The 25,842-nt window shown below is 67.9% G+C and carries 25 protein-coding genes; 19 read left to right on the forward strand and 6 right to left on the reverse strand.

The window, feature by feature from the left end:
• Window positions 1-550: 550 nt before the first annotated feature.
• A complete protein-coding gene (locus M8R19_RS06955) occupies window positions 551-1,408 on the reverse strand; it encodes a glycine betaine ABC transporter substrate-binding protein (protein WP_074981604.1) in 858 nt (285 codons plus the stop codon).
• Window positions 1,409-1,684: 276 nt separating this feature from the next.
• Between M8R19_RS06955 and M8R19_RS06960 the strand changes: the two genes are divergently transcribed.
• On the forward strand, window positions 1,685-3,268 hold the full coding sequence (locus M8R19_RS06960) for a glycoside hydrolase family 17 protein (protein ID WP_249917406.1): 1,584 nt from the start codon (window positions 1,685-1,687) through the stop codon (window positions 3,266-3,268).
• A gap of 1 nt (window position 3,269) precedes the next feature.
• Here M8R19_RS06960 and M8R19_RS06965 read toward each other — a convergent pair whose 3' ends face one another.
• Window positions 3,270-3,641, reverse strand: coding sequence for a hypothetical protein (locus M8R19_RS06965; protein ID WP_074981602.1), 372 nt, complete (start codon window positions 3,639-3,641; stop codon window positions 3,270-3,272).
• A 172-nt stretch (window positions 3,642-3,813) separates the two neighbouring features.
• Between M8R19_RS06965 and M8R19_RS06970 the strand changes: the two genes are divergently transcribed.
• The 4 genes from M8R19_RS06970 (at window position 3,814) to M8R19_RS06985 (ending at window position 7,556) form a co-directional block, all read left to right on the forward strand.
• Window positions 3,814-4,299, forward strand: a complete 486-nt coding sequence (locus tag M8R19_RS06970) for a GNAT family N-acetyltransferase (protein ID WP_249917407.1) — start codon at window positions 3,814-3,816, stop codon at window positions 4,297-4,299.
• A 110-nt stretch (window positions 4,300-4,409) separates the two neighbouring features.
• Window positions 4,410-5,756, forward strand: a complete 1,347-nt coding sequence (gene mlaY, locus M8R19_RS06975) for a lipid asymmetry maintenance lipase MlaY (protein WP_249917408.1) — start codon at window positions 4,410-4,412, stop codon at window positions 5,754-5,756.
• Window positions 5,757-6,587, forward strand: coding sequence for an MlaA family lipoprotein (locus M8R19_RS06980; protein ID WP_249917409.1), 831 nt, complete (start codon window positions 5,757-5,759; stop codon window positions 6,585-6,587). It begins immediately after the preceding gene.
• Between the two features lie 111 nt (window positions 6,588-6,698).
• Window positions 6,699-7,556, forward strand: a complete 858-nt coding sequence (locus tag M8R19_RS06985) for a pirin family protein (RefSeq protein ID WP_074981596.1) — start codon at window positions 6,699-6,701, stop codon at window positions 7,554-7,556.
• A gap of 302 nt (window positions 7,557-7,858) precedes the next feature.
• Here M8R19_RS06985 and M8R19_RS06990 read toward each other — a convergent pair whose 3' ends face one another.
• Both M8R19_RS06990 and M8R19_RS06995 read right to left on the reverse strand, forming a co-directional pair.
• Window positions 7,859-9,043 (reverse strand): patatin-like phospholipase family protein, encoded by a 1,185-nt coding sequence (locus tag M8R19_RS06990; protein ID WP_249917410.1) that lies wholly within the window; start codon window positions 9,041-9,043, stop codon window positions 7,859-7,861.
• A gap of 72 nt (window positions 9,044-9,115) precedes the next feature.
• Complete coding sequence (locus tag M8R19_RS06995; protein ID WP_249917411.1) at window positions 9,116-10,045, reverse strand: lipid A biosynthesis lauroyl acyltransferase; 930 nt, start codon at window positions 10,043-10,045, stop codon at window positions 9,116-9,118.
• A 159-nt stretch (window positions 10,046-10,204) separates the two neighbouring features.
• Here M8R19_RS06995 and minC point away from each other — a divergent pair, with 159 nt between their 5' ends.
• From minC to M8R19_RS07030, 7 genes are all read left to right on the forward strand, one after another.
• A complete protein-coding gene (gene minC, locus M8R19_RS07000) occupies window positions 10,205-11,074 on the forward strand; it encodes a septum site-determining protein MinC (protein ID WP_249917412.1) in 870 nt (289 codons plus the stop codon).
• A 61-nt stretch (window positions 11,075-11,135) separates the two neighbouring features.
• Window positions 11,136-11,951: a septum site-determining protein MinD gene (gene minD, locus M8R19_RS07005; protein WP_009620514.1), complete on the forward strand. Its 816-nt coding sequence runs from the start codon at window positions 11,136-11,138 to the stop codon at window positions 11,949-11,951.
• Window positions 11,948-12,202 carry a cell division topological specificity factor MinE gene (gene minE, locus M8R19_RS07010; RefSeq protein WP_009620516.1) on the forward strand — a complete coding sequence of 85 codons (255 nt, stop codon included), beginning with the start codon at window positions 11,948-11,950 and terminating at the stop codon, window positions 12,200-12,202. Before minD ends, minE begins: the two co-directional genes overlap by 4 nt.
• A 66-nt stretch (window positions 12,203-12,268) precedes the next feature.
• On the forward strand, window positions 12,269-12,904 hold the full coding sequence (locus M8R19_RS07015) for an RluA family pseudouridine synthase (RefSeq protein ID WP_249917413.1): 636 nt from the start codon (window positions 12,269-12,271) through the stop codon (window positions 12,902-12,904).
• A gap of 12 nt (window positions 12,905-12,916) precedes the next feature.
• Entirely contained in the window at window positions 12,917-13,495 is a 579-nt protein-coding gene (locus M8R19_RS07020) for a class I SAM-dependent methyltransferase (protein WP_249917414.1), read from the forward strand.
• A 548-nt stretch (window positions 13,496-14,043) separates the two neighbouring features.
• Complete coding sequence (locus M8R19_RS07025) at window positions 14,044-15,333, forward strand: M18 family aminopeptidase (RefSeq protein ID WP_074981587.1); 1,290 nt, start codon at window positions 14,044-14,046, stop codon at window positions 15,331-15,333.
• A 10-nt stretch (window positions 15,334-15,343) separates the two neighbouring features.
• Window positions 15,344-15,754, forward strand: coding sequence for a GFA family protein (locus M8R19_RS07030; RefSeq protein WP_249917415.1), 411 nt, complete (start codon window positions 15,344-15,346; stop codon window positions 15,752-15,754).
• Window positions 15,755-16,068: 314 nt separating this feature from the next.
• Here the strand turns inward: M8R19_RS07030 and M8R19_RS07035 are convergent, their stop codons facing one another.
• Window positions 16,069-16,785, reverse strand: a complete 717-nt coding sequence (locus tag M8R19_RS07035) for a UTRA domain-containing protein (protein WP_043271054.1) — start codon at window positions 16,783-16,785, stop codon at window positions 16,069-16,071.
• A 349-nt stretch (window positions 16,786-17,134) separates the two neighbouring features.
• Here M8R19_RS07035 and M8R19_RS07040 point away from each other — a divergent pair, with 349 nt between their 5' ends.
• From M8R19_RS07040 to M8R19_RS07065, 6 genes are all read left to right on the forward strand, one after another.
• A complete protein-coding gene (locus M8R19_RS07040; RefSeq protein WP_249917416.1) occupies window positions 17,135-18,193 on the forward strand; it encodes an ABC transporter substrate-binding protein in 1,059 nt (352 codons plus the stop codon).
• 65 nt (window positions 18,194-18,258) lie between these two features.
• A complete protein-coding gene (locus M8R19_RS07045; RefSeq protein ID WP_043315626.1) occupies window positions 18,259-19,068 on the forward strand; it encodes an alkaline phosphatase family protein in 810 nt (269 codons plus the stop codon).
• Window positions 19,065-19,907 (forward strand): ABC transporter permease, encoded by an 843-nt coding sequence (locus M8R19_RS07050; RefSeq protein WP_064583916.1) that lies wholly within the window; start codon window positions 19,065-19,067, stop codon window positions 19,905-19,907. The genes M8R19_RS07045 and M8R19_RS07050 overlap by 4 nt, the downstream gene beginning before the upstream one ends.
• Window positions 19,891-20,679, forward strand: a complete 789-nt coding sequence (locus tag M8R19_RS07055; RefSeq protein ID WP_116423112.1) for an ABC transporter permease — start codon at window positions 19,891-19,893, stop codon at window positions 20,677-20,679. Before M8R19_RS07050 ends, M8R19_RS07055 begins: the two co-directional genes overlap by 17 nt.
• Window positions 20,676-21,671: an ABC transporter ATP-binding protein gene (locus M8R19_RS07060; protein ID WP_043271062.1), complete on the forward strand. Its 996-nt coding sequence runs from the start codon at window positions 20,676-20,678 to the stop codon at window positions 21,669-21,671. Before M8R19_RS07055 ends, M8R19_RS07060 begins: the two co-directional genes overlap by 4 nt.
• Window positions 21,671-22,324, forward strand: coding sequence for an HAD family hydrolase (locus M8R19_RS07065; protein ID WP_249917417.1), 654 nt, complete (start codon window positions 21,671-21,673; stop codon window positions 22,322-22,324). The genes M8R19_RS07060 and M8R19_RS07065 overlap by 1 nt, the downstream gene beginning before the upstream one ends.
• Window positions 22,325-22,579: 255 nt before the next feature.
• On the opposite strand, the gene M8R19_RS07070 is transcribed toward M8R19_RS07065, so the two are convergent.
• Entirely contained in the window at window positions 22,580-23,542 is a 963-nt protein-coding gene (locus M8R19_RS07070; protein ID WP_043315619.1) for an NAD(P)H-quinone oxidoreductase, read from the reverse strand.
• 152 nt (window positions 23,543-23,694) lie between these two features.
• Between M8R19_RS07070 and M8R19_RS07075 the strand changes: the two genes are divergently transcribed.
• A complete protein-coding gene (locus M8R19_RS07075) occupies window positions 23,695-25,776 on the forward strand; it encodes a carboxy terminal-processing peptidase (protein ID WP_249917418.1) in 2,082 nt (693 codons plus the stop codon).
• Window positions 25,777-25,842: the final 66 nt, after the last annotated feature.

Raw genomic sequence — 25,842 nt, forward strand, 5'->3', positions numbered from 1 at the left:
CAAACGCCACAAAAGGAACCAAAAAGGCTTGCCCCGACATACGGGCCCGATAAAGCCGGGCTACCCTCACGAATTCCCCCGCCACGGAGGCCCGCCCCGAGGGTACGTCCCTGTAGCCCGCGGGGCTCTCGCGACATCCATGTCGCATGACCTCCTGAGCGCCGGTTTCGCTCGGCCTTCTGAAGGGGCGTTTCGGAGTGCGCGGAGGTTTCTCTGGAAATCCCAAAAGCAAAAGCCAGAGCGGACGTGCTTTTGCTTTTCGTAGGAGCGAGCTTGCTCGCGAACCTGGCCGTCACTGGGTTCCCGCGTTCGCGGGAATGACGGGGTAGGGTTAGGCGTTCCAGGATGACTCCAAACTCCCCACCCACTCCGAACAGCCCCCTCTCCCGCTTGCGGGAGAGGGTTGGGGAGAGGGCGCTCTTGACCCCAACACCACAACCACCGCCCCCCACTCCCCAAACAAAAAAGCCGCTCCCCCAAAAAGAGAAGCGGCTCTCCTCACAACCTCTACCAGCCCCAGCAGCAACCTACCGCCAGGCCAGGCAAAGCCCTACTGCGTCCACTCCTTCACCCGATCCGGGTTGCTGGCCACCCACTGCTTGGCAGCCTCCTCAGGCTTGGCGCCGTCCTGGATGGCGAGCATCACCTGGCCGATCTCCGCGCCGTCCTTCCACTGCAGTTTCTTCAGCAGCGCCCAGACTTCCGGGGCCTTCTTCTCCAGCGCCGGGTTGGCCACGCTGTCGACGTGCTCTTCCTCGCCGTAGACCTTCTTCGGATCATCGAGGAACTTCAGCTTCCACTTGGCGAACATCCAGTGCGGAATCCAGCCGGTCACCGCCACCGCCTTCTTGTCGTTCTCGGCGCGGGTCAGCTCGGCGATCATGCCGCTGCCGGAACTGGCTACCAGCTTGTAGTCCAGGCCGTAGTCCTTGATCGCCTGGTCGGTCTTGAGCATCACCCCGGCGCCGGCGTCGATGCCGACGATGCGGCTGCCGAAGTCGTCCTTCATCGCCTTGAGGTCTTCGATGCTGTTGGCCTTGACGTATTCCGGCACGATCAGGCCGATCTTCGCCCCCGGGTAGTTGACGCCCAGGTCGACCACCTGGCTCTTCATCTTCTCGTAGTAGGCGCCGTGGGTCACCGGCAGCCACGCCGAGAGCATGGCGTCGAGCTTGCCGCGGGCCACGCCCTGCCACATGATCCCGGCCGCCACCGGCATCAGCTTGACCGGGTAGCCGAGCTTCTCGCGGATCACCTCGGCGGCCACGTGGGTGGTCGCCACGCTGTCCGACCAGCCATCCACGTAGCCGATGGTGATCTCCGGCTTGGCCGCCGCACCGGCCAGGCCCGCTGCCGCCGACAGCACGAGCCCCGCACCCAGGCCCATCAGTCGTCGCATCATTCGCATAAGAGTCTCCCCTTGTTCTAGGTTCACCGGAACGAGCGCTCCGGGACGGTCTTGGCCGCCCCTCCATCATCGGCGCGAGGGGCTGGCGGGCTGCTCCGAGAACGACGCGCAACCTGCCGGTACGCGACAACGACTGTCCAATTGCGACAACCACGGAGCATTTACGACATGCTCGTGTCCCCCACTGATGCCAGAGAGCCATCCCGCGCTCGTCTGCACAGACGCCGGAGGCGGGGCATTGCTAAGATGCGCGACCTGCTCGCAAGCACCGCGCCCATGCCCAGATTCCAGCGCCATCCTTTTTCAGCCTACTGTCTCGGTCTGCTCCTGGCCACCCTGGCCCTTTGCGCCACCTGGTACCTGCAGGGCCGCGCCATCGTCCTGCCCGACGCGGCCGGCCCCACGCACAAACTGCAGTGCGCCTCCTACAGCCCCTTCGGCAAGGACCAGTCGCCCTTCGACCAGCCCTTCACCCTGCGCCCGGCGCAGATGGACGCCGACCTGGCACTGCTGGCGACGCGCTTCACCTGCGTGCGCACCTATTCCATGAGCGGCCTGGAGGGCATTCCCGAGCTGGCGCGCAAGCATGGCCTGAAGCTGATCCTCGGCGCCTGGATCAACGCCATCCCCGCCGACAGCGAACGCGAGGTGCAGAAGCTGATAGCGGCGGCCAACGCCTACCCCGACGTCGTCCAGGCGGTGATCGTCGGCAACGAGACGCTGCTGCGCCAGGAAGTCACCAGCAAGTACCTCGACGGCCTGCTGGCGCGGGTGAAAAGCCAGGTGCGCCAGCCGGTGTCCTATGCCGAGGTCTGGGAATACTGGCTCAAGCACCCGCAGCTGGCCGGCGGCGTCGACTTCATCACCCTGCACCTGCTGCCCTACTGGGACAACCAGCCCAGCGGCATCGACGGCGCCCTGGAGCACGTCGCGGACATCCGCCGGCGCTTCGACCAGGCCTTCCCCGGCAAGGCCATCCTGATCGGCGAGACCGGCTGGCCCAGCGAGGGCCGCCAGCGCCAGACCGCCCTGCCCAGCCGCGTCAACGAGGCGCGCTACATCCGCGACTTCGTGCGCCTGGCCGAGGAGCACGGCTGGCGCTACAACCTGATCGAGGCCTTCGACCAGCCGTGGAAGCGCCGTATCGAGGGCGCCGTGGGTGGCTACTGGGGCCTGTTCGACGCCGACCGGCAGGACAAGAACGTGCTCGCCGGGCCGGTTTCCAACCAGCCGGACTGGCCGCGCTGGCTGGCACTGTCGCTAGCCCTGTGGGGCGCCGCGCTGCTGCTCGGCGGTCGCCCGGCCCGCGCCCGAGACGCCCTGCTGCAGCCACTGGCTGCCGCCCTCGGCGCTGCCTGCGTCGGCCTGTGGGGCGCCCAGGCCCAGGTGATCTGCACCTTCCTCGACGAATGGCTGTGGGCGGCGTACCTGGTGCTGCTCAACCTGTTGGTGCTGGCACACCTCTCCCTGGCGCTGGGCGCCGGGGCCGGTTGGCGCGCGCGCCTGCTGGCCTGGCTGGAGACCCGCGGCGGCTGGTGGCTGCTGGCCAGCGGCTTCGCCGGCGCGGTGTGGATGCTGGCCCTGGTGTTCGACGCGCGCTACCGCAACTTCCCCAACGCGGCGCTGCTGTTCCCGGCGCTGGTCTACCTCTGCCGGCCGGCGACCGCGCCACGCCGCGAGGCCGGCCTGCTGGCGCTGCTGATCGCCGCGGGCATAGTCCCGCAACTCGTGCTGGAAGGGCTGGGCAACCGCCAGGCGCTGATCTGGGCGGGGATCGCCCTGCTGCTCGCCGGCGCCCTGTGGCGCGGCCTGCGCCAGGAAAGGTGCGTGGCGGCCGCAGCCTCGGCGCCGGCCGCCTGACTCAGGCCCGCGCCGGGCGCGGCTGGCGCACCAGGCGCAGCCCGGCCAGCACCACGGCGAACACCGCCATGCTCACGCTGTAGAACACCAGCGCCAGCAGGCCGACGAACAGCGCCAGGGCCGCCAGCCACCAGCCGATGCGCCCTGGCAGCAGAAAGGCCGGCACGGACGCCGCCAACGCCGCCTGGCCGAACACCCCGAAATGGATCAGCAGGCCCAGTCCGGAGCGCGCCTGGCACGCCCACAGCGCCGCATCGTCGGCGCACACGTCCACCCAGCTGCCGTTTTCCAGCAGGCCGAAGCGCACGCCATAGCAGGCGGCCAGCCAGAGCGCGACGAGGCAGAGCAGGATCAGCGATGAACGTGAAGGCATGGCGCCACTTCCACGGGCGAAGGGCGCCCAGCATAACCAGCGCGGGGGCCGATGCAAGAGGCGCAGCCCCCTGGCGTGGGCGGCTGCAGCAGCTGCGCATCCCGCACCGCCGAGGTTGCCAGCACCGGGCCGGCACGGCATGCTCGGCGGTCCGCTTCACCAGGAGATGAGCATGTCCCGCATCCAGCTGCGCCCCGCCCGCCCCGACGACGTCCCGCTGATCCTCGAACTGATCGCCGAGTTGGCCGAGTACGAACGCCTGTCCCACGAGAACAAGGCCGACGCCGGGCGCATGCACGAGCACCTGTTCGGCCCGCGCCCCTACGCCGAGGTGCTGATCGGCGAGGTGGACGGCGTCGGCGCCGGCTTCGCGCTGTTCTTCCACAACTACTCCACCTGGCTGAGCCAGCCCGGCATCTACCTCGAAGACCTCTACGTGCGCCCCAGCGCCCGTGGCGTGGGCCTGGGCAAGGCGCTGCTGACCGAACTGGCGCGCCTGGCGGTGGAACGCAAGTGCGGGCGCCTGGAGTGGTCGGTGCTGGACTGGAACGAACCGGCCATCGGCTTCTACCGCAGCCTGGGCGCCGTGCCCCTGGACGAGTGGACCGCCTACCGCCTGACCGGCGACGCCCTCGCCCGCCTCGGCCGGCGCGACTGAACGGCCGCCCAGGAGGATTCCGGACGCGTCCTACAGCACTTGTAGAACTTGCACTTGTCAGAGTGCTCGGTTTCACTGCATTTCGCGTCCTACTGAAAGGAATCCACCCCATGCCTCTGCTTACGCGCGTGGCTGCCCTGCTCGGCAGCCTCGTCATGGGCTTCGCAGGTCCGGCGCTCGCCAGGGATGTCGACCCGGCCAGCTACGGCTACCCCCTGGGCAACCCCTTCGAAGCGACCATCGCCACCACCCCGGCGGAGCTGCGCCCGCAGCTGCCGGACGACGCCGACATCGACCAGCACGACTACGCCCTGAAGCTGCGCCCGGAACGCGAGTTCCAGTTGCCGGACAACTTCTGGTCGGTGAAGAAGCTGCACTACCGCCTGGCCCGCCAGGACCACCCGGCGCCGCTGGTGTTCATCATCGCCGGCACCGGCGCCAGCTACCTCAGCAGCACCCCGGAATACCTCAAGCGCCTGTTCTACGGCGCCGGCTACCACGTGGTGCAGATTTCCTCGCCGACCAGCTGGGACTTCATGGCCGGCGCCTCGATGCGCGCCACCCCCGGCTACAGCCCCGACGACGCCGACGACCTGTACCGGGTGATGCAGGCGGTGCGCGCCCAGCACCCGAGCCTGCCGATCACCGGCTACTACCTCACCGGCTACAGCCTCGGCGCGCTGCACGCGGCCTTCGTCAGCCACCTCGACGAAACCCGCCGCAGCTTCAACTTCAAGCGCGTGCTGCTGCTCAACCCGCCGGTGAACCTCTACACCTCGGTGAGCAACCTCGACCGCCTGGTGCAGACCCAGGTCAAGGGCATCACCGACTCCAGGACCTACTACCAGCTGGTGCTCGGCAAGCTGACGCGCTACTTCCAGCAGAAGGGCTACATCGACCTCAACGATGCCTTCCTCTATGACTTCCAGCACTCCAGGCAGCACCTGACCAACGAAGAGATGGCCATGCTGATCGGCACGACCTTCCGCTTCTCCTCCGCCGACATCGCCTTCACCTCGGACCTGATCAACCAGCGCGGGCTGGTCACCCCGCCGCACTACCCGATCAACGAGGGCACCAGCCTGGAACCCTTCTTCAAGCGCGCGCTGCAATGCGACTTCGACTGCTACATGGTCGAGCAGCTGATCCCCATGTGGCGCAAGCGCCATGGCGGCGGCAGCCTGCCGCAGCTGATCCAGCAGACCAGCCTGTACGCCCTGCAGCAGTACCTGCACGAGACGCCGAAGATCGCCGTGATGCACAACGCCGACGACGTCATCCTCGGCCCCGGCGACATCGGCTTCCTGCGCCGCACCTTCGGCGACCGGCTGACGCTGTACCCGCTGGGCGGCCATTGCGGCAACCTCAACTACCGGGTCAACGCCCAGGACATGCTGGACTTCTTCCGCGGCCAGGACGCCACGCTGCAGGCCGCCGCCGACACAGGAAAGCGCTAGATGACCCGCCGATCCCCCTGGCTGCTGGCCCTGCTGCTGGGCAGCGCGCTGGCCCACGCCGACAATGCCTCCGACCTCGGCCCGGCGCCCGCCGTGCCGCCCTCAGCCGCCAAGCAGGTGCAGCTGGCGCCCGACGCCGACGGCTTCAAGCACCCGCTGGACGCGCTCAAGTTCAACCCCGGCCTGGACCAGCGCGAGTTCGAGCGCGCCACCCTGAGCGCGCTCAACGTCTACGACCCCTGGGAGTCGTGGAACCGCCGCGTCTACCACTTCAACTACCGCTTCGACGAGTGGGTGTTCCTGCCCGTGGTGCACGGCTACGAGTACGTCACCCCGCGCTTCGTGCGCAGCGGCGTGAGCAACTTCTTCAGCAACATCGCCGAGGTGCCGAGCCTGCTCAACAGCCTGCTGCAGTTCAAGGGCAAGCGGGCCATGAACACCACCGCGCGGCTGCTGTTCAACACCACCTTCGGCGTGCTCGGCCTGTGGGACCCGGCCACCCGCATGGGCCTGCCGCGGCAGCCCGAGGACTTCGGCCAGACCCTCGGCTTCTACGGCGTGCCCGCCGGCCCCTACCTGATGCTGCCGATCCTCGGCCCGTCCAACCTGCGCGACACCGGCGGGCTGGTCACCGACTTCGTCGCCGGCCAGCAGGTGGACTACCTGGGCGTGGCCAGCGCCAGCGGCGACTACTGGGAAATCCCCACCCTGGAGGTCATCGACCGGCGCTACAGCAACAGCTTCCGCTACGGGCAGATGAACACGCCCTTCGAGTACGAGAAGCTTCGCTACTTCTATACCGAGGCGCGCAAGCTGCAGATCGGCGAATGAGTGGGGCGGGCCGAATATCGACAAATTCGATATTCGGCCCGCAAAACTCGCAACCATTCATTCAATCAGCGCGACTACCATGGCCTCCATGCCTGAACGAGGAGGTCCCCCATGACCCAGTTGCGCAACCTGATCGACCTGCACATCGGCCGCCCCGCCTCCGACGGCGCCGGCGTGCGCCTGACCCGCGTGATCGGCGGCCCGGGCATCGAACGCTTCGATCCCTTCCTGATGCTCGACCAGTTCGACACGCAGAACCCCGACGACTACATCGGCGGCTTCCCCGACCACCCGCACCGCGGCTTCGAGACCGTGACCTACATGCTCGAAGGACGCATGCGCCACCGCGACCACCTGGGCAACGAAGGCCTGCTCAAGCCCGGCGGCGTGCAGTGGATGACCGCCGCCCACGGCATCATCCACAGCGAGATGCCCGAGCAGGAGCAAGGCGCCATGCGCGGCTTCCAGCTGTGGCTGAACCTGCCCGGCAAGAGCAAGCTCGGCCCGGCCGGCTACCGCGACATCGAGCCGCAAGACGTACCGCGCACCACCACCGCCAACGGCGTGGAAGTGACCGTGATCGCCGGGCGCTTCAACGACGGCCAGGTGCAGCTCGACGGCGCCGTGCAGCGCCCGGACACCGAACCGCACTACTACGACCTGAAGCTGCCGGCCGGCGCCGACATCGGCCTCAACCTGCCGGCCAGCCACCGCGCGCTGCTGTACGTCTACGAAGGCAGCCTGCAGGTGCAGGCCGAGCGCGGCGGCGAAGTCGGCACCAACCGCCTGGCGCGCCTGGGCGAAGGCGACGCGGTGAAACTGCACAGCGACACGGGCGCGCGAGTCCTGCTGCTGGCCGGCAAGCCGCTGAACGAGCCGATCGTGCAATACGGGCCCTTCGTGATGAACAGCCGCGAAGAGATCGAACAGGCCCTGCGCGATTACCGGGATGGCGTGCTGGCGGTCTGAACCGCCGGGGTCGCGGATGGATCTCCTACATGGTTACGGCGTGGGTGGGGCAGCGTAGGAGCGGATCTCATCCGCGAACCGCGCCGGTGGTTCCGGCTATCGCGGACAAGGTCCGCTCCTACGTTGCAGGCGAGCATGGCTTTTCGTAGGAGCGAGCTTGCTCGCGAACAAACGCCGTGCCATGCGGTTCGCGAGCAAGCTCGCTCCTACGAAGAGCGCTCCGGTGCGGCCTGCAAGGCAGTTACGTGTTTGCCTGAAGCGTAGGAGCGGGCTCCGTCCGAGATCCTCTCCACGCCCCTCCCCTACAGACAATGCTCCTCCAGCCCGAGAAAGCGCACCAGCTCCGCACGCTTGTCCATCGCATCCTTGTAGCCCAGGCGGATCAGCTCGTGGCAATAGCCGCGCTCGAACAGCAGGTAGCTCAACACCCCCGCCCCGCTCGCCCGAGTCGCGCCCGGGCCGCGCAGGAACAGGCGCACCGCCCAGGGCAGTTCCTTGCGGTGCTTGGCCGCGATCTCGTCCAGCGGTCGCGATGGCGACACCAGCAGCACTTCCACCTCGCGCAGCCCGGCCTCGTGGCAGCGGCGCTCCTGGGGCACCAGCGAGCCCAGGTAATTGACGCGCTGCAGCACCTCGATATCCCCTTCCAGGCTATCGATGAAGGTGCTGTTGAGCAGGTGGATGCCCATCTGTGCCAGGGTCGGCGGCCGCCCGCTGGCCAGGTCGGCGGCGCCCTCGTCAGGCCCGTTGTTCGTCGGGTTGCCGCTGACGCCGATCACCAGCACGCGGTTGGCGCCCAGGTGCAGCGCCGGGCTGATCGGCGCCTGCTGGCGGACCGCGCCGTCACCGTAAAACTCGCGCTTGATGCGCACCGGGGCGAACAGCAGCGGGATCGCCGAGCTGGCCAGCAGGTGCTCCAGGTGCAGCCGCGTCGGCACGCCGATGCGCCGGTGGCGCAGCCAGGGCTCGATGGTGGCGCGGCCCTGGTAGAAGGTCACCGCCTGCCCGGAGTCGTAGCCGAAGGCGGTCACCGCCACCGCGCGCAGCTTGCGTTGCTGCAGGGCGGCGCTGATGCCGGAAAAGTCCATCTCGCGGGCCAGCAGGTGGCGCAGCGGCGTGCTGTCGAGCAGCGCCACCGGCCGCCGCCGGCCCAGGCCCAGCAGGCTGTGGCCGAGGAAGCGCAGGGCCTGGCCGAGCACCCCGGTGAAGTCGGCGCGGTACACCTGGCCGGTGTGGAAGCCCTTCCACACCCGCGTCAGGCTGTGGATGGCCTCGCGGAAGGACAGCGCGCCGCAGGCCAGGCCAACCGCGTTGATGGCGCCGGCCGAGGTGCCGACGATGACCGGGAAGGGATTGGCCGCGCCCTCCGGCAGCAGCTCGGCGATGGCCGCCAGCACGCCCACCTGGTAGGCGGCGCGGGCGCCGCCGCCGGAGAGGATGAGGCCGGTGACGGCCTGGGGGGATGGGGGAACGGCAGATTCAGTCACGACCGGAGTCCTGGATGCGTCCTGCATTTGAGTATGCAGCGCCGCTCGCCGCGGTAAAGCCCGCCGCCGCATTCAGCGCTTGTCGTAGAGCTTCGGCGCGCCTTCCGGGCGGCTCTTGAAGCGGCGATGGGCCCAGAGGTACTGCTCGGGCTGCTGGCGGATCTCGGCTTCCACCCACTGGTTGATGCGCAGGCAGTCGGCCTCCTCGCTCTCGCCGGGGAAGTCCTGCAGCGGCGGGTGCACCACCAGGCGGTAGCCGGAGCCGTCGGCCAGGCGCGTCTGGGTGAAGGGCATGACCTGCGCACGGCCCAGGCGGGCGAACTTGGTGGTGGCGGTGACGGTGGCGGCCTGGATGCCGAACAGCGGCACGAACAGGCTCTGCTTGGCGCCGTAGTCCTGGTCCGGGGCGTACCAGATGGCGCGCCCGGCGCGCAGCACCTTGAGCATGGCGCGCACGTCCTCGCGCTCGATGGCGCTAGCGTCCAGGTTGTGCCGCTCGCGGCCGCGGCGCTGCACGTAGTCGAACACCGGGTTGTCGTGCTCGCGGTACATGCCATCGATGGTCTGCACCTGGCCCAGCAGCGCCGCGCCAATCTCCAGGGTGGTGAAGTGCATGGCCATGAGGATCACGCCCTTGCCTTCGGCCTGGGCCTGGCGCAGGTGCTCCAGACCTTCTATATGGGCGAGCTTCGCCAGCCGCGCCCGGGGCCACCACCAGCTCATGGCCATTTCGAAGAAGGCGATGCCGGTGGAGGCGAAGTTGGCCTTGAGCAGCCGGGTGCGCTCGGCGGCGGACAGCTCGGGGAAGCACAGCTCCAGGTTGCGCGCGGCGATCGCCCGGCGGCTGCCGACCACGCGGTACATCAGCACGCCCAGGCCGCGCCCCAGCGCCAGCAGCGCCGGATAGGGCAGCTGCACCACCAGCCACAGCGCGCCCAGGCCCAGCCACAGCGGCCAGTAGCGCGGATGGAGGAAGGCGGCACGAAAGCTGGGACGGTCCATGAACGATTCCGGGAATGACGGGCAAAGGCGGCATTCTACCGCGAGCGTCGCCTTTGCGCCGCCGCTGCGGTGCCACTATCGCACCTGGCCCCGCGCCAGGCTTGCGGCTGCCGGGAGGGTTCGCTATAAGTCGAGGCCATTTAGCGATGCAGTGCGACCATGAGCCAAGCCGACCTCCTCGACCAAGATCCCGTTTTCCAGCTCAAGGGCAGCATGCTCGCCGTCACCGTGCTGGAACTGGCGCACAACGACCTGTCGCGCCTGGACCGTCAGCTCGCCGACAAGGTCGCCCAGGCTCCCAACTTCTTCCGCGACACCCCGCTGGTGCTGGCCCTGGACAAGCTGCCCGGCGGCGAGGGCCAGCTCGACCTGCAGGGCGTGCTGGACATCTGCCGCCGCCACGGCCTGCGCACCCTGGCCATCCGCGCCAACCGCGAGGAAGACCTGCGCCTGGCGACCATGCTGGACATCCCGGTGCTGCCGCCCTCCGGCTCCCGCGACCGCCCGCTGGAACCCAGGGACGCCGCGGCGGCCCCGGCGAACGAAGGCATAGTGCGCCGCCCGCGCAGCGAGAAGCTGGCCGAACCGGTGGTCGAAAAAGCCATCGACAAGGCCGGCGACAAGACGGCGGACAAGGCGCCTGAAAAAGCCCCTGAAAAGACCTCTGAAAAGGCTGCCGAACCCGCCGCCCCGGCCGTCCGTCCGACTAAACTGGTGACCACCCCGGTACGCGGCGGCGTGCAGATCTACGCCGCCGGCGGCGACCTCATCGTGCTCGCCCCCGTGAGCCCCGGTGCGGAACTTCTGGCCGACGGCAACATCCACGTATACGGTCCGATGCGCGGTCGTGCCCTGGCCGGCGTCAAGGGCGACACCAGCGCGCGAATCTTCTGTCAGCAACTGGGCGCCGAACTGGTCTCGATCGCCGGGAATTACAAGGTGGCAGAAGACCTTAGGCGCAGTCCGCAATGGGGGCAGGCGGTACACGTCAGCCTGTCGGGAGACGTGTTGAACATCACCCGCCTTTAACGGATACTGCCGCGAATTTCAGGGACCAGAACTCTTCGTTTTTTCTTTGGGGTGAATCACCTTGGCCAAGATCCTCGTAGTCACTTCCGGTAAGGGTGGCGTCGGTAAAACCACCACCAGCGCCGCCATCGGCACCGGCCTGGCCCTGCGCGGCCACAAGACCGTCATCGTCGACTTCGACGTGGGCCTGCGTAACCTCGACCTGATCATGGGCTGCGAACGCCGCGTGGTTTATGACTTCGTCAACGTCATCAACGGCGAAGCCACGCTGACCCAGGCCCTCATCAAGGACAAGCGCCTCGAGAACCTGTTCGTCCTGGCCGCAAGCCAGACCCGTGACAAGGACGCCCTGACCCAGGAAGGCGTCGGCAAGGTCATGGAAGAACTCAAGCAGAACTTCGAATACATCATCTGCGACTCCCCGGCCGGCATCGAAAAGGGTGCCCACCTGGCCATGTACTTCGCCGACGAGGCGATCGTCGTGACCAACCCGGAAGTCTCCTCGGTGCGCGACTCCGACCGCATGCTCGGCCTGTTGGCCAGCAAGTCGGCGCGCTCCGAGAAGGGCGAGGAGCCGATCAAGGAACACCTGCTGCTGACCCGCTACAACCCCGAGCGCGTCACCAAGGGCGAGATGCTCGGCGTGGAAGACGTCGAGGAAATCCTGGCGATCCGCCTGCTGGGCGTGATCCCCGAGTCGCAGGCCGTGCTCAAGGCCTCGAACCAGGGCGTGCCGGTCATCCTCGACGAGCAGAGCGACGCCGGCCAGGCTTACAGCGACGCGGTCGACCGCCTGCTGGGCAAAGAGATGCCACATCGATTCCTCGATGTGCAGAAGAAAGGATTCCTGCAACGACTGTTCGGAGGACGTGAATGAGCCTTTTAGACTTCTTTCGCAGCCGGAAAGCGCCGAACAGCGCGTCCATCGCGAAGGAAAGACTCCAGATCATAGTCGCCCACGAGCGCGGCAACCGTTCGCAACCGGACTACCTCCCGCAGCTGCAGAAAGACCTGCTGGAAGTGATCCGCAAATACGTGCCGATCGACCAGGAACAGGTCCAGGTGGAACTGGCCAACCAGGGCAGCTGCTCGATCCTGGAACTCAACATCACTCTGCCGGAACGTTGATCGTTCCCGGAGTGAACTGCGGCGGCCTCGGCCGCCGCAGTCATTTCTAGCCGCTGTCGAGGCCCCATGCCGCTGTCGAACATCCAGATCGTCCACCAGGACGCCGCCCTGCTGGTGGTGAACAAGCCCACCCTGCTGCTCTCGGTGCCCGGCCGCGCCGAGGACAACAAGGACTGCCTGGTCACCCGCCTGCAGGAAAACGGCTACCCGGAGGCGCGCATCGTCCACCGCCTGGACTGGGAAACCTCCGGCCTGATGGTGCTGGCCCGCGACCCCGACAGCCACCGCGAGCTGTCCCGGCAGTTCCACGACCGCGAGACCGAAAAGGCCTACACCGCCCTGTGCTGGGGCGAGCCGGAACGGGACAGCGGGCGCATCGAACTGCCGCTGCGCTACGACCCGGAGAACAAGCCGCGGCACATCGTCGACCACGAGCACGGCCGCCACGCCCTGACCTTCTGGCGCGTGGTGGAACGCTGCGGCCAGTACGCAAGAGTCGAGCTGACGCCGATCACCGGCCGCTCGCACCAGCTGCGCGTGCACATGCTGTCCATCGGCCACCCGCTGCTCGGCGACCGCCTCTACGCCGAAGGCGAAGCCCTGGCCCTGCGCGACCGCCTGTGCCTGCACGCCAGCCTGCTGTGCCTGACCCACCCGCAGAGCGGCGAGCGCCTGCGCTTCGAGTCGCCTGCGCCGTTCTGAGCGGAAACCGCCATGGACCGGCAAGACTTCCACCAGGCAACCCGCGGCGTCCCACCCCATCCCTCGCTGCTGCAGGCGCTGGAGCACTGGCACGGAGTGCCCGGCCAGGCCCTGGATCTGGGTTGCGGCTCGGGACGCGATACCCATGAGCTGCTGCGCCAGGGTTGGCGGGTGCTGGCGATCGACAGCAACTCCGCCGGCCTGCGTCACCTGACGGAAGGTTTATCCACAGGCCAGGCCGAACGCCTGCGAACCCGCTGCGAACGCTTCCAGGACACCGCCCTGCCCAACGCGCAGCTGATCAACAGCAGCTTCGCCCTGCCCTTCTGCCCGCCTGCCGATTTTCCGCGCCTGTGGCAAGGCATCGAGGCTGCCCTGGAGCGTGGCGGGTTGTTCGCCGGGCACTTCTTCGGCGAGCGCGACCAGTGGCAGGGGCGCGACGGCATGAGCTTCCACACCCGCGAAGCCGCGCAAGCCCTTTTCCAGGGCTGGGAAACGCTGCGCTTCGAAGAACACGAGTGGCAAGGCAATACCGCCGTCGGTGGTACCAAGCACTGGCATATTTTCGCCGTGGTGGCACGGCGCCCGTAGGAGCGGACCTTGTCCGCAATAGCCGGCCGTCCCGGCGCGTTTCGCGGATGAGATCCGCTCCTACGCCGCCCCACCCGCGCCATTCCCCTGTAGGAGCGCGCCCTGCGCGCGAAATCGCGGGCAGGGCCCGCTCCTACAACTCACCATGAGACATGGTGCCCCCGTAGGAGCGGACCTTGTCCGCGATAGCCGGACGTCCCGGCGCGATTCGCGGATGAGATCCGCTCCTACACTACCCCACCTGCGCCATTCCCCTGTAGGAGCGCGCCTTGCGCGCGAATCACGGGCAGGGCGCGCTCCTACAACTCACCATGAGGCATGGCGTCCCCCGTAGGAGCGGACCTTGTCCGCGATAGCCGGACGATCCGGCGCGATTCGCGGATGAGATCCGCTCCTACGCCGCCCCACCCACGCCATTCCCCTGTAGGAGCGCGCCCTGCGCGCGAATCGCGGACGGAGTCCGCGATGAATCCCCGCCGGCATAGCCACAGCCCCGCCGCCCCCACCATTTGCGATAAACTTCCGCCCATCGTTGTCCGGAGTTTCCCATGCGTGCAGATCTCAACCAGGGCCTGATCGATTTCCTCGCGGCCTCGCCGACGCCTTTCCACGCCACCGCCAGCCTCGCCCGGCGCCTCGAGGAGGCCGGTTACCAGCGCCTCGACGAGCGCGACGCCTGGCGCACCGAGGCCGGTGGGCGCTACTACGTGACGCGCAACGACTCCTCGCTGATCGCCTTCAAGCTCGGCCGCAACGCCCCGCTGGAGCACGGCCTGCGCCTGGTCGGCGCACACACCGACAGCCCCTGCCTGCGCGTCAAGCCGAACCCGGAACTGGCCCGCAAGGGCTACTGGCAGCTGGGCGTCGAGGTCTACGGCGGCGCCCTGTTCGCGCCCTGGTTCGACCGCGACCTGTCCCTGGCCGGGCGCGTCACCTTCCGCCTGGCCGGCAAGGTGGAAAGCCGCCTGATCGACTTCCGCGCACCCATCGCGGTGATCCCCAACCTGGCCATCCACCTCAACCGCGAGGCCAACATGGGCTGGGCGATCAACGCGCAGACCGAACTGCCGCCGATCCTCGCCCAACTGGCCGCCGGCGAGACCCGCGACTTCCGCGACCTGCTCGGCGAACAGTTGCAGAACGAGCACGGCATCATCGCCGACGCCATCCTCGACTACGAACTGAGCTTCTACGACACCCAGCGCGCCGCGGTGGTGGGCCTGGGCGGCGAGTTCATCGCCGGCGCCCGCCTGGACAACCTGCTGTCCTGCTACGCCGGCCTGGAAGCCCTGCTGGACAGCGGCGACGAGCAGAGCGCGGTGCTGGTCTGCACCGACCACGAGGAAGTCGGCTCCTGCTCGGCCTGCGGCGCCGACGGCCCCTTCCTGGAGCAGGTGCTGCGCCGCCTGCTGCCCGACGGCGACGCCTTCGTGCGGGTGATCCAGCGCTCGCTGCTGGTCTCCGCCGACAACGCCCACGGCGTGCACCCCAACTATGCCGACAAGCACGACGGCAACCACGGCCCGCTGCTCAACGGCGGCCCGGTGATCAAGGTCAACAGCAACCAACGCTACGCCACCAGCAGCGAGACCGCCGGCTACTTCCGCCACCTGTGCCTGGAAAACGAAGTGCCGGTGCAGAGCTTCGTGACCCGCAGCGACATGGGCTGCGGCTCCACCATCGGCCCGATCACCGCCAGCCAGCTGGGCGTGCGCACCGTCGACATCGGCCTGCCGACCTTCGCCATGCACAGCATCCGCGAACTGGCCGGTAGCCACGACCTGCGCTACCTGGCCAAGGTGCTGGGGGCCTTCTACGGAAGCGCCGAGTTGCCTTGAGGAAAAAACCATGAGCCTGAAAGGCAGCTGCCTGTGCGGAGCCATCGGCTACGAGGTCGATGGCCTGGACATGCCGATCGCGCATTGCCACTGCCGTACCTGCCAGAAGGCCCATGCGGCGGCCTACGCCACTACCGCCGGGGTCCTGCGCGAACATTTCCGCTGGACCCGCGGGGAAGAACTGGTCGCCGCCTACGAATCCTCCCCCGGCAAGCTGCGGCGCTTCTGCCCGCGCTGCGGCAGCCAACTGGTCGCCGAGCGCGCCGGCCAGGCCCACGTCATCCTCCGGGTGGGCACCCTCGACGAAGATCCGGGCGCACGACCGGCCCGGCACATCTGGACTTCCCACGACCGTCCCTGGCTGACTGACGGTGCGGACGCTCCCGCCTATCCGGAGTGGAATCCGGAACGCAAGAGCTGACGTTCGCGTTGATTTTTGTAGGAGCGAGCTTGCTCGCGAACCCTTGACCTAGGCACTCGGGGATAAGTCCGCCCCTCTCCCTAACCCTCTCCCTGAAGGGAGAGGGGACCGTTCGGTGTGTTTGGATAGTTTGGAGTTAGCCGGCTAGCACAGAGATTGTCGGCTGAAACCAGGCCTCTTCTCGGCACGGACAAGCTCCCTCTCCCTTCAGGGCGGGGCGCGCAGCCGAGGGCTGGGGAGAGGGGGCGAAGGTCGGCCAAACGCATGAAGAGCCAGGTTCGCGAGCAAGCTCGCTCCTACGAAGAGCCCTCCCCTCAATCCGGCACTTCCACGCTCACATGAATGGCATCGTGCCGCCAGAACTCCAGGTCGCAGTCGATCACCCGGCCGTGCTGGTCGCGGTTGATGCGGGTGATGCGCAGCGCCGGGCTGCCCTCGGCCACCCGCAGGGCGCTGGCGGCTTCGCCGTGCAGGGCGGTGGGGACCATGTCGAAGCGCACGCGGCCGTAGCGGATGTCGTAGCGGCTGGCGTAGAGATCGGTCAGCGACTGGCGCAGGTCGTTGTCGAGGATGCCGGGGAAGTAGGCCGGGTTCAGGTAGTGCTCCACGTACAGCACCAGCCGCCCGTCCACCCTTCGTGCACGGCGGATCTGGTAGACACTGGACAGCGCCGGCAGCTCCAGGTGCGCGCAGATCGCCGGGCTGGCCGGCAGTTGGCGCGCCGACAGCACCTCGGTGGCCGGCACCCGCTGCTGGCCGGCGACCATCGCGTGGAAGTGGCTGCGCACCAGCGGGTTGTACAGCAGCCGCGGCGGCGAGACGAACCAGCCGCGGCGCTCCTCGCGGTAGATCAGGCCCTGGGCCTCCAGCTGCGTCAGCGCCTCGCGCAGGGTGATGCGCGTGGTGTCGAACAGCTCGCTCAGGCGCCGCTCCGCTGGCAGCTTGCCGCCGGCCGGCAGCAGGCCGCTGTCGATCTGTTCCAGCAGCGCCCGGCAGATCGCCGTCACCGTCGGTAGCGCCTCGTCGCGCATGCTGTTTCCCTCTTTTGGACTAGACCAGCCCCAACCTGGGGCACTTCACCGCAACCGGCGGCAGCTTCCACTGTAGGAATCGCCGGTGACCGTCCGGTGACAATGCCATGGCAAGCAGGCCCCATGCCAGCTCCCGGGCCCGGCATAGCCCCGTCGCATCAAGGTCTTGTGCATGGTCTAGGCTGTATCCGGGCGCCGCCTGCTGACCCCCATGCCGCCGCCCGGACACGAAATTGTCATGCCCGCTTCGTAGATTGGCCTGGGTCTTGCTGATCTAGACCAGCGACGCGCCGCGCCCTTGCCGGGGCGTGGGCCCGACTGCCAAACCCGATGACCGAAGGAGCACCGAATGAAACGCTTGCTTGCTTCACTGCTGGGAACCGCGATTGCCCTGGGCAGCGCGACCGCCATGGCCGCCGAGGCCGACCTGCAGGCGCTGGAACAGGCCGCGCGCAAGGAAGGCCAGGTGAACAGCGTGGGCATGCCCGACAGCTGGGCGAACTGGAAGGACACCTGGAAGGACCTGGAGAGCAAGTACGGGCTCAAGCACATGGACACCGACATGAGCTCGGCCCAGGAGCTGGCCAAGTTCAAGGCCGAGGGCGAGAACGCCAGCGCCGACATCGGCGACGTCGGCGCCGCCTTCGGCCCCATCGCCGTGCAACAGGACGTCAGCCAGCCCTACAAGCCGAGCACCTGGGACCAGGTCCCGGACTGGGCCAGGGACAAGGACGGCCACTGGGCCCTGGCCTACACCGGGACCATCGCCTTCATCGTCAACAAGCAACTGGTCAAGGACGTGCCGCGCAGTTGGGCCGATCTGCTCAAGGGCAAGTACAAGGTCACCATCGGTGACGTCAGCAGCGCGGCCCAGGCGGTCAACGGCGTGCTCGCCGCGGCCATCGCCAACGGCGGCGACGAGAAGAACATCAAGCCGGGCCTGGAGTTCTTCGCCCAGTTGGCCAAGCAGGGCCGCCTGTCGCTGACCAACCCGGTGATCAACACCCTGGAGAAAGGCGAGGTGGAAGTCGGCATCGTCTGGGACTTCAACGGCCTGAGCTACCGCGACCAGATCGACCCCAGCCGCTTCGAGGTGCTGATCCCCTCCGACGGCTCGGTGATCTCCGGCTACACCACCATCATCAACAAGTACGCCAAGCACCCCAACGCCGCCAAGCTGGCCCGCGAGTACATCTTCAGCGACGCCGGGCAGATCAACCTGGCCAAGGGCAACGCCCGGCCGATCCGCGCCGAGCACCTGCAACTGCCGGCCGAGGTCAAGGCCAAGCTGCTGCCCAACGAGCAGTACGCCAAGGCCCAGCCGATCAAGGACGGCCAGGCCTGGGAAGCGACCTCCAAGCGCCTGCCGCGCATGTGGCAGGAGAGCGTGATCATCAACATGCAGTAACGCGGCACCGCCCCCGGCCATGGCCGGGGGCGCCCGTTCCGGTTTCCCCGACACAGGCAGCTACGATGTCCCGTCCCGTCATCCTGGTCATTCTCGACGGCCTCAACTACGGCGTCGCCCATGACTGCATGGGCCACCTGCAGGCACTCTGCAACGCCGGCCGCGGCCGCCTCTACCGCCTGCAGTGCGAGCTGCCGTCGCTGTCGCGGCCGCTCTACGAATGCCTGCTCACCGGCGTCGCGCCGATCGACAGCGGCATCCTGCACAACCAGGTGTCGCGCCTGTCGAAGGAGCGCAGCCTGTTCCACTACGCCCGCGACGCCGGCCTGAGCACCGCGGCGGCGGCCTACCACTGGGTCAGCGAGCTGTACAACCGCTCGCCCTTCGACGCGGCCCGCGACCGCCACACCGAGGACGCGGCGCTGCCGATCCAGTTCGGCCACTTCTACTGGACCGACCACTACCCCGACTCGCACCTGCTGGCCGACGCCGAGCACCTGCGCCGCCGCCACAAGCCCGACGTGCTGCTGGCGCACCCGATGAACATCGACGACGCCGGCCACCGCCATGGCCTGAACAGTGCCCAGTACCGCAACGCCGCGCGCCAGGCCGACGTGCTGCTCTCGGAATACCTGCACCAGTGGCTGGCCGCCGGCTACCAGGTGATGGTCACCGCCGACCACGGCATGAACGACGACCATACCCACGGCGGCATCCTCCCCGAGGAGCGCGAGGTGCCGCTGTTCGTCTTCGGCGAGGCCTTTAGCCTCGACGACCAGGTGCGCCCGCGCCAGGTCGAGCTGTGCGGCAGCCTCTGCGAAATCCTCGGCGCGCCCCACGACAAGCCGGTCTGCCAAGGACTGCTGCGGCCATGAGCGCGAACCGCGGAAAGCGCCTGGCCCTGCTCTGCCTGCTGCCCTTCGCGCTGTTCTTCTTCGCCTTCCAGATCGCCCCGCTGCTGTGGGTGGCGATCAACAGCCTGCGCAGCGAGGACGCCTGGGGCCTGGGCAACTTCGCCGAGATATTCGCCTCGCCCTTCTACCTGCAAGCGATCCGCTACAGCCTGGAGATTTCCCTGTGGTCGAGCCTGATCGGCCTGGCCATCGCCGTGCTCGGCAGCTATTCGCTGCGCCAGGTGGACAGCCGCCTGCGCGACTTCGTCATGGCCTTCGCCAACATGACCAGCAACTTCGCCGGGGTGCCGCTGGCCTTCGCCTTCATCATCATCCTCGGCTTCAACGGCGCCATCACCCTGCTGCTCAAGCAGGCCGGGCTGATCGAGGACTTCAACCTCTATTCCAAGACCGGCCTGATCATCCTCTACACCTACTTCCAGATTCCCCTGGGGGTGATGCTGCTCTACCCGGCCTTCGATGCCCTGCGCGAGGACTGGCGCGAGTCGGCGGCGCTGCTGGGCGCCAACCACTGGCAGTTCTGGCGGCACATCGGCATCCCGGTGCTGACGCCGGCGCTGCTGGGCACCTTCGTCATCCTCCTGGCCAACGCCCTGGGCGCCTACGCCACCGTCTACTCGCTGACCACCGGCAACTTCAACGTGGTGCCGATCCGCATCGCCGGCCTGGTCTCCGGCGACGTCTTCCTCGACCCGAACATGGCCAGCGCCCTGGCGATGATCCTGGTCGGGCTGATGACCGTCATCACCCTGGCCCACCAGTGGCTGCTGCGGCGGAGCTACCATGTCCAGAAACGCTAGCCCGCTGTACCACCGGCTGGTGGTCTGGGCCCTGTTCCTGATCCTGCTGCTGCCGCTGGCCGCCACCCTGCTCTACTCCCTGGCCACCCAGTGGTCGGCGAGCGTGCTGCCCGACGGCCTGACGCTGAAGTGGTACCTGGCGCTGTGGACCGACCCGCGCTTCCTCACCGCCTTCGGCCAGTCGCTGCTGGTGTGCTTCGGCGCGCTGCTGCTGAGCGTGCTGCTGATCCTGCCGCTGATGTTCGTGGTGCACTACCACTTCCCGCGCCTGGACGCGCTGATGAACGTGCTCATCCTGCTGCCCTTCGCGGTGCCGCCGGTGGTCTCCTCGGTGGGCCTGCTGCAGCTGTATGCCGCAGGTCCCCTGGCGCTGACCGGCACGCCCTGGATCCTCATCGGCTGCTACTTCACCATCGCCCTGCCGTTCATGTACCGGGCCATCGGCAACAACCTGCAGGCGATCAACCTGCACGACCTGATGGACGCCGCCCAGTTGCTGGGCGCCAGCACCTGGCAGGCGGCCCTGCTGGTGGTGCTGCCGAACCTGCGCAAGGGCCTGATGGTGGCGCTGTTCCTGTCCTTCAGCTTCCTCATCGGCGAGTTCGTCTTCGCCAACCTGCTGGTCGGCACCCGCTACGAGACGCTGCAGGTCTTCCTCAATAACATGCGCAACAGCAGCGGCCACTACACCAGCGCGGTGGTGGTCTCCTACTTCCTCTTCATCCTGCTGCTGACCTGGGCCGCCAACCGCCTGAACAAGGACCGCACATGAGCTTCCTCAGCGTCGAACGCCTGGACAAGAGCTTCGGGGACACCCAGGTCTTCCAGGACATCGACTTCGCCGCCCGGCGCGGCGAGTTCGTCACCCTGCTCGGCCCCAGCGGCTGCGGCAAGTCCACCCTGCTGCGCTGCATCGCCGGGCTCACCGCGGTGGACAGCGGGCGCATCCTGGTCGACGGCCAGGACCTGGTGCCGCTGCCGCCGCAGAAGCGCGGCATCGCCATGGTGTTCCAGAGCTACGCGCTGTTCCCCAACATGACCGTGCAGCAGAACGTCGCCTTCGGCCTGCGCATGCACAAGGTGCCGGCCGCGGAGGCCGCCAGCCGGGTGGCCGAGGTGCTGGAGATGGTCGAACTGGGCCAGTACGCCGCGCGCTACCCGCACCAGCTCTCCGGCGGCCAGTGCCAGCGCGTGGCCCTGGCCCGCTCACTGGTCACCCGCCCGCGCCTGCTGCTGCTCGACGAGCCGCTGTCGGCGCTGGATGCGCGCATCCGCAAGCACCTGCGCGAGCAGATCCGGCGCATCCAGCAGGAGCTGCAGCTGACCACGGTGTTCGTCACCCACGACCAGGAGGAGGCGCTGACGCTGTCCGACCGCATCGTGCTGATGAATGCCGGGCGCATCGTCCAGAGCGGCGACGCGGAAACCCTCTACACCGCGCCGGCCGACGCCTTCGCCGCCGGCTTCATCGGCAACTACAACCTGCTCGACGCCGAGCAGGCCGGCCGCCTGCTCGGCCGGCCCTTCACCGGGCAGGTGGCGATCCGCCCGGAATCCCTGCGCCTGAGCCTGGACGCGGGCGACGGCATCGCCGCCCAGGTGCTGTCCCACAGCCTGCTGGGCAACGTCATCCGTTACCGGGTGCGGGCCAACGGCGTCGAACTCACGGTGGACGTGCTCAACCGCAGCGCGGAACGTCTCTATCCGGCCGGCAGCCAACTGGCGCTGGCGATCGATCATGAAAGCATCCGGGAGGTGGCCTGATGGCCCTGGTGATCTTCGACCTTGACGAAACCCTCATCGACGGCGACTGCGCCAGCCTGTGGAGCCGGCGCATGGCCGAGCTGGGCTGGGTCGACGGCGAATCCTTCATCCGCCGCGACGCCGAGCTGATGGCGCGCTATGCCCTGGGCGAACTGTCGATGGAGGCCTACATGGCCTTCAGCCTGGAGCCCATGGCCGGGCGCAGCGTCGAGGAAGTGGAGCGGGAGGTGGAGGCCTACGTCGAGGACGTCATCGAACCGCTGATCTACAACGACGCCTGCCGCACCCTGGCACGCCACCGCGCCGCCGGCGACAGCCCGCTGGTGATCTCCGCCTCCGGCGTGCACCTGGTGCAGCCGATCGCCGAGCGCATCGGTATCCAGGACGTGCTGGCCATCGACCTGGAGGTAGTGAATGGCCACTACACCGGCCGCACCCAGGGCGTGCTGACCTACCGCGACGGCAAGATCATCCGCCTGCTCGACTGGCTGGGCGGCGACGAAAACCCGCTGACCGCCGCGCACTTCTATTCCGACTCGCGCAACGACCTGTCGCTGCTGCACCGCGTCGGCAACCCGCACACGGTCAACCCCGACCCGGTGCTGCGCGGCGAGGCGGAAAAGCACGGCTGGGAAATCCTCGCCTGGCGCTGAGGACGCGCCTACAGAAGTACCGTCGTAGGATGGTGTTGAGCGAAGCGATACCCATCGCCACGACAGCATGGGTTTCGCAAGCTCAACCCATCCTACGAAGAGCACCTCTGCGCAAGACAGGTGCTCCTACACCTCCAGGAAAGCACGGTCGTAGGAGCGGACTCCGTCCGCGATATGCCGGAGCCGGCCCGTCGGCCGGATCGCGGATGAATCCGCTCCTACAGATTCAGGACAAACACCGTGCGGAACCGCCCGTCAGGCCAGGCTCTCGTCGACCAGCAGCACCACCTTGCCCTGCACCTGGTTGCTGGCCAGGGCCTCGAAGGCCTGCTCGGCGTCCTTGGCGGCGAACTGGCGTTCCAGCCGCGGCTGCAGCTGGCCGCTGGCGAACAGCGGCCAGACGCGGGTGCCCAGCTCGGCGATCAATTGCGCCTTGAAGTCGGCGTCGCGGCTGCGCAGCGTCGAGCCGGTCAGCTGGATGCGCTTGCCCAGCAGCAGCGCCAGGTCCAGCTCGGCCTTGCGTCCGCCCATCAGGCCGATGACCACCCAGCGGCCGTCCTGGCGCAGCACCTGCAGGTTGAGCGCCGCGTAGTTGGCGCCCACCGGGTCGAGGATCACGTCGAAGGGCGCGAAGTCGCGCAGCGACTCCAGGCCCTCGCCGCGCAGCACGCCGCCCTCGGCGCCGAGGGCCTCGCAGTAGGCCAGCCGGTCGGCGGAGCCGACGCTGACCCAGCAGGGGCTGCCGAAGGCCTTGCACAGCTGGATGGCGGCCGAGCCCACGCCGCTGGCGCCGGCGTGCAGCAGGACCTTCTCGCCCGGCTGCAGGCCCGCCAGCTGGAACAGGTTGAGCCAGGCCGTGGCGTACACCTCCGGCAATCCCGCCGCCTCGGCCAGCGACAGGCCGGTGGGCACCGGCAGCACGTGGCGGGCGTCGACCACCACTTCCTCGGCCATGCCGCCGCCGGCCAGCAGCGCGCAGACGCGGTCGCCCACCTGCCAGGTGGCGCCGGCGCCCACTTCGCTGATCACCCCGGCGCATTCCAGGCCGAGCACGTCGCTGGCCCCCGGCGGCGGCGGGTAGAGCCCGGCGCGCTGCAGCAGGTCGGCGCGGTTGAGTCCGGCGGCGGCCACGCGGATGCGCACCTGCCCAGCCCCGCAGGTCGGCGCGGCGCGCTCGGCCCACTCCACCCGCCCTTCGATACCTTGCAATGCGTTCACGCTACCTCCATAGTGCTTGCACGGCCCGCACCACGTCGGTCGGGCCTTTCTCTTCGCTCGTCGCGCCAGAGCCCAATCTCGACAAGCTTGGAACCCGGCGACGCCAGATACGGCCTAATATGCGTCATAACTCCGCACCCAGTCGATTAAGCATGAAGCGATTTCTGCCCCGCACCGCCCTGCTGTTGGTCCTCGGCGCCAGCGCCCTGTCCTCGTTCGCCGCGCCCTCCGCCGGCCAGAACTCCTGGGACGGCCTGCAGCCGGACCGTGACCAGGTGATCGCCAGCCTCAACATCGTCGAGTTGCTCAAGCGCCATCACTACAGCAAGCCGCCGCTCAACGACGACCGTTCGGCGAAGATCTACGACGCCTACATCAAGGCCCTGGACCCGTCGCGGATGTACTTCACCGCCGGCGACATCGCCCAGTTCACGCCCTGGCGCACCCAGTTCGACGACTTCCTCAAGAGCGGCGAGCTGGACCCCGGCTTCACCATCTACAAACGTCACCTGGACCGCCTCAAGGAGCGCCTGGACTTCGCCCTGGCGATGCTCGGCAAGGGCGTCGACAAGATCGACTTCAAGGTCGACGAGAGCCTGACCATCGACCGCGAGAACGCGCCCTGGGCCAAGAACAGCGCCGAGCTCGACGACCTCTGGCGCAAGAAGGTCAAGGACGAGGTGCTGCGCCTGAAGATCGCCGGCAAGGACGACAAGGCCATCCAGGAACAGCTGACCAAGCGCTACAAGAACCAGCTGATGCGCCTGGAGCAGACGCGCAGCGAAGACATCTTCCAGGCCTACATCAACGCCTTCGCGCAGACCTACGACCCGCACACCCAGTACCTGTCGCCGGACAGCGCGGAAAACTTCGACATCAACATGAGCCTCTCCCTGGAGGGCATCGGCGCGGTGCTGCAGAGCGATAACGACTACGTCAAGGTCGTGCGCCTGGTGCCGGCGGGCCCGGCGGAGAAGAGCAAGCAGATCGCCACCTCGGACAAGATCATCGGCGTCGCCCAGGGCAAGGGCGAGATGGTCGACGTGGTCGGCTGGCGCCTGGACGAGGTGGTCAAGCTGATCCGCGGGCCGAAGGGCTCGCAGGTGCGCCTGGAAGTGATTCCGTCCACCAACGCGCCGAACGACCAGACCAGCAAGATCGTCACCATCACCCGCGAGGCGGTGAAGCTCGAAGACCAGGCGGCGAAGAAGTCGGAAATCACCCTCGACCACGACGGCCGCAACTACAAGCTCGGCGTGATCGACGTGCCGGCCTTCTACCTGGACTTCAAGGCCTACCGCGCCGGCGACCCGAACTACAAGAGCACCACGCGCGACGTGAAGAAGCTCATCGGCGAGCTGCAGAAGGACAAGGTCGACGGCATCGTCATCGACCTGCGCAACAACGGCGGCGGCTCCCTGCAGGAAGCCACCGAGCTGACCGGCCTGTTCATCGACCAGGGCCCGACCGTGCTGGTGCGCAACAGCGACGGCCGCGTCGACGTGCTCAACGATGACGAGGGCCAGGCCTTCTACACCGGGCCGATGACCGTGCTGGTCAACCGCCTCTCGGCCTCGGCCTCGGAAATCTTCGCCGGCGCCATGCAGGACTACCACCGCGCGCTCATCGTCGGCGGCCAGACCTTCGGCAAGGGCACCGTGCAGACCATCCAGCCGCTCAACCACGGCGAGCTGAAGCTGACCCTGGCCAAGTTCTACCGCGTCTCCGGGCAGAGCACCCAGCACCAGGGCGTGATCCCGGACATCAGCTACCCGTCCATCGTCGACGACAAGGAAATCGGCGAGAGCGCCCTGCCCGACTCCATGCCCTGGGACACCATCCGCCCGGTGCTGTCGGCGCAGAGCGACCCCTTCAAGCCGTTCCTCGACCAGCTGAAGACTCAGCACGACGCGCGCACCGCGAACAATGCCGACTTCGTCTACGCCCGCCAGCGCCTGGCCCTGGCCCAAGAGCTGATGAAGGAGAAGACCGTCAGCCTGAACGAGGCCAAGCGCCGCGCCCAGCAGAGCAGCATCGAGGGCCGCCAGTTGGCCATGGAGAACGCACTGCGCAAATCCAAGGGCCAGGAGCCGCTGAAGGAACTCAAGCAGGAGGATGACAACGCCCTGCCGGACGACGACAAGACCAAGCCGCAGGACGACGCCTACCTCACCGAGTCCGGGCACATCCTGCTGGACTACCTGACGCTCAGCTCGGCGCTGGCCAAGCACTGAAAGCGCGGAGTCGTCACGAAACAGTCATGACTCAGTAGTGAAATGCGCAAGGGCCGGGAGACCGGC

It is taken from the genome of Pseudomonas sp. R3.Fl, from assembly GCF_023516765.1.
Taxonomy (GTDB): Bacteria; Pseudomonadota; Gammaproteobacteria; order Pseudomonadales; family Pseudomonadaceae; genus Pseudomonas; species Pseudomonas citronellolis.

Excerpts from the sequence above, each read along its gene's own strand:
- M8R19_RS07040 (WP_249917416.1), top strand. The coding sequence starts at position 17,135 with ATGAAACGCTTGCTTGCTTCACTGCTGGGAACCGCGATTGCCCTGGGC.
- minC (WP_249917412.1), top strand. The coding sequence starts at position 10,205 with ATGAGCCAAGCCGACCTCCTCGACCAAGATCCCGTTTTCCAGCTCAAG.
- M8R19_RS07065 (WP_249917417.1), top strand. The coding sequence starts at position 21,671 with ATGGCCCTGGTGATCTTCGACCTTGACGAAACCCTCATCGACGGCGAC.
- mlaY (WP_249917408.1), top strand. The coding sequence starts at position 4,410 with ATGCCTCTGCTTACGCGCGTGGCTGCCCTGCTCGGCAGCCTCGTCATG.
- M8R19_RS07075 (WP_249917418.1), top strand. The coding sequence starts at position 23,695 with ATGAAGCGATTTCTGCCCCGCACCGCCCTGCTGTTGGTCCTCGGCGCC.
- M8R19_RS07055 (WP_116423112.1), top strand. The coding sequence starts at position 19,891 with ATGTCCAGAAACGCTAGCCCGCTGTACCACCGGCTGGTGGTCTGGGCC.
- M8R19_RS06980 (WP_249917409.1), top strand. The coding sequence starts at position 5,757 with ATGACCCGCCGATCCCCCTGGCTGCTGGCCCTGCTGCTGGGCAGCGCG.
- minE (WP_009620516.1), top strand. The coding sequence starts at position 11,948 with ATGAGCCTTTTAGACTTCTTTCGCAGCCGGAAAGCGCCGAACAGCGCG.
- M8R19_RS06970 (WP_249917407.1), top strand. The coding sequence starts at position 3,814 with ATGTCCCGCATCCAGCTGCGCCCCGCCCGCCCCGACGACGTCCCGCTG.
- M8R19_RS07035 (WP_043271054.1), bottom strand. The coding sequence starts at position 16,785 with ATGCGCGACGAGGCGCTACCGACGGTGACGGCGATCTGCCGGGCGCTG.
- M8R19_RS06965 (WP_074981602.1), bottom strand. The coding sequence starts at position 3,641 with ATGCCTTCACGTTCATCGCTGATCCTGCTCTGCCTCGTCGCGCTCTGG.
- M8R19_RS07050 (WP_064583916.1), top strand. The coding sequence starts at position 19,065 with ATGAGCGCGAACCGCGGAAAGCGCCTGGCCCTGCTCTGCCTGCTGCCC.
- M8R19_RS07030 (WP_249917415.1), top strand. The coding sequence starts at position 15,344 with ATGAGCCTGAAAGGCAGCTGCCTGTGCGGAGCCATCGGCTACGAGGTC.
- M8R19_RS06955 (WP_074981604.1), bottom strand. The coding sequence starts at position 1,408 with ATGCGAATGATGCGACGACTGATGGGCCTGGGTGCGGGGCTCGTGCTG.
- M8R19_RS06960 (WP_249917406.1), top strand. The coding sequence starts at position 1,685 with ATGCCCAGATTCCAGCGCCATCCTTTTTCAGCCTACTGTCTCGGTCTG.
- M8R19_RS07045 (WP_043315626.1), top strand. The coding sequence starts at position 18,259 with ATGTCCCGTCCCGTCATCCTGGTCATTCTCGACGGCCTCAACTACGGC.
- M8R19_RS06995 (WP_249917411.1), bottom strand. The coding sequence starts at position 10,045 with ATGGACCGTCCCAGCTTTCGTGCCGCCTTCCTCCATCCGCGCTACTGG.
- M8R19_RS07015 (WP_249917413.1), top strand. The coding sequence starts at position 12,269 with ATGCCGCTGTCGAACATCCAGATCGTCCACCAGGACGCCGCCCTGCTG.
- M8R19_RS07060 (WP_043271062.1), top strand. The coding sequence starts at position 20,676 with ATGAGCTTCCTCAGCGTCGAACGCCTGGACAAGAGCTTCGGGGACACC.
- M8R19_RS06985 (WP_074981596.1), top strand. The coding sequence starts at position 6,699 with ATGACCCAGTTGCGCAACCTGATCGACCTGCACATCGGCCGCCCCGCC.
- M8R19_RS07020 (WP_249917414.1), top strand. The coding sequence starts at position 12,917 with ATGGACCGGCAAGACTTCCACCAGGCAACCCGCGGCGTCCCACCCCAT.
- M8R19_RS07025 (WP_074981587.1), top strand. The coding sequence starts at position 14,044 with ATGCGTGCAGATCTCAACCAGGGCCTGATCGATTTCCTCGCGGCCTCG.